The sequence below is a fragment of the Streptomyces sp. WAC05292 genome, assembly GCF_003949955.1.
Classification (GTDB): Bacteria; Actinomycetota; Actinomycetes; order Streptomycetales; family Streptomycetaceae; genus Streptomyces; species Streptomyces globosus.
The window spans coordinates 1-1,811 of sequence record NZ_RPSE01000673.1; the positions used below are offsets into that span (position 1 = coordinate 1).

Here is a 1,811-nt window from a genome sequence, read left to right on the forward strand (position 1 = left end):
TCATGGGCGGGGGCGGTGGGCGGCGTCCCAGGCGTGCCACAGCGCGGCGTACGCGCCGTCCGCGGCGAGGAGTTCGTCGTGGCTGCCGAGCTCGACGATCCGTCCGCCGTCCATGACGGCGATCCGGTCCGCGTCGCGTACGGAGTCCAGGCGGTGCACGATCGAGATGACCGTGCGGCCCTCGATCAGCGCCGCCAGCGAGCGTTCGACGCGGCGGGACGCGGTGGAGTCCAGCAGCGCGGTGGCTTCGTCGAGGACCAGTGCGTGCGGGTCCGACAGCAGCAGGCGGGCCAGGGCCAGCTGCTGGGCGTGGGAGGGGGAAACGAGGGCTGCGCCCGGTCCGATCTCGCTGTCCAGGCCTTCGGGCAGGGACCGCACCCAGTCGGCGAGGAGGACGCTCTCCAGCGCCTGCCACAGCGGGGCGTCCGCGGCGGCGTCCTCCGCGGTGTCCCCGGCGGCGTCCTCCGCGGGCTGCTGCTCGCCGGCCAGCAGCAGGTTGTCCCGTACCGTGCCGGTGAACACGTGCTGTTCCTGGGTGACGAGGACGATCTCCCGCCGCAGCTGCCCCACGGGCAGCGTGGTGATGTCGGCGCCGCCGATCCGCACGGTGCCGCGGGTGGGGTGGTGCACGCCCGCGAGCAGCTTGCCGAGTGTGGACTTGCCGGCGCCCGAGGCGCCGACGACCACCAGCCGTTCGCCGGCGGCTATGTCGAGGTCGATGCCGGTGAGCACCTCGCGGCCCGGCCCGTAGCCGAACCCGACCCCTTCGAGCCGGACGGCATGGCCGTCGGTGGGGGCCGGCGGCCGGGGCTCTTCGCGGGGCAGCCGCTCGACGCCGAGGATCCGGCGCAGTGCGGCGTTGCCGATCTGGAGTTCGTCGGTCCAGGTCAGCAGGTCGTTCAGGGGCTCGCCGAGGGCCTGGACGTAGAGGACGACGGCGGTCAGCTCCGCCAGCCCCACCTCGCCCCGCTGGTAGGCGAGTCCGCCGATGAGGAGGGTCAGCGCCATCGGGACCATGGTGGCCAGGTCCAGGCTCGGGAACCAGATGGTCTGCAGCCAGGTGGTGCGCTGCCGGGTGCGGACCACCCCGTCCACGGCGGCGCCGTGGCGGCGCGCCTGGCGGGGGCCGAGCCCGAGGGCCGCGGCGGTGGCGGCGCCCCGCGCGGTCTCGTGCGTGACGGCCAGGACGTCGGCCTCCTGCGCGAGGAGGCGCTCGTACGCGCGGGTGGCGCGCGGCCGGTACCACCAGGTGGACAGCACGGCGAACGGTACGCCGGCCAGCAGGCCGAGGGCGAGCAGGGGCGAGGTCAGCAGGATGGCCGCGAAGGTGAAGACGAGGGTGACGGCGGCCAGCGCGATGCGGGGGACGGCCTGGCGGATGCTCTCGTTGAGCCGGTCGGCGTCGGTCGTGGCGCGGCTGAGCAGGTCGCCCGTGCCGACGGCCTCGACCTCGGACAGCGGCAGGGCGAGCACGCGGCGCACGAAGTTCTCGCGGGTGCGGGCGAGGACCCGTTCGCCGAGCAGGGTGGCCCGGGTGCGGGCGGCGCGGGCGAGGAGCGTCTGGCCGGCGAGGACGGCGACGAAGGCGAGGGCGAGTACGTCGACCCGGTCGGCGGTGGTGCCGTCCTTGACCGATTCGACCAGGTGGCCCAGGAGGCGGGGGCCCACGAGGCTCGCCACCAGGGCGGCGGCGAACAGCCCGAACACGAGGGCCAGTCGGGGTGCCTCCCCGCGCAGGAAGACGCCGGTCCAGGCGCGGACGTCGGACCGGCGTCTTCCTGCGCGGGGAGGCACCCCGACTGGCCCTCGTG

The 1,811-nt window shown here is 75.2% G+C and carries 1 protein-coding gene; it reads right to left on the bottom strand.

Translation table 11 applies throughout. The annotated features are described in order from the left end of the window. Positions 1–1,794: an ABC transporter ATP-binding protein gene (locus EF903_RS32260; RefSeq protein WP_399422182.1), complete on the bottom strand. Its 1,794-nt coding sequence runs from the start codon at positions 1,792–1,794 to the stop codon at positions 1–3. Positions 1,795–1,811 lie beyond the last annotated feature (17 nt).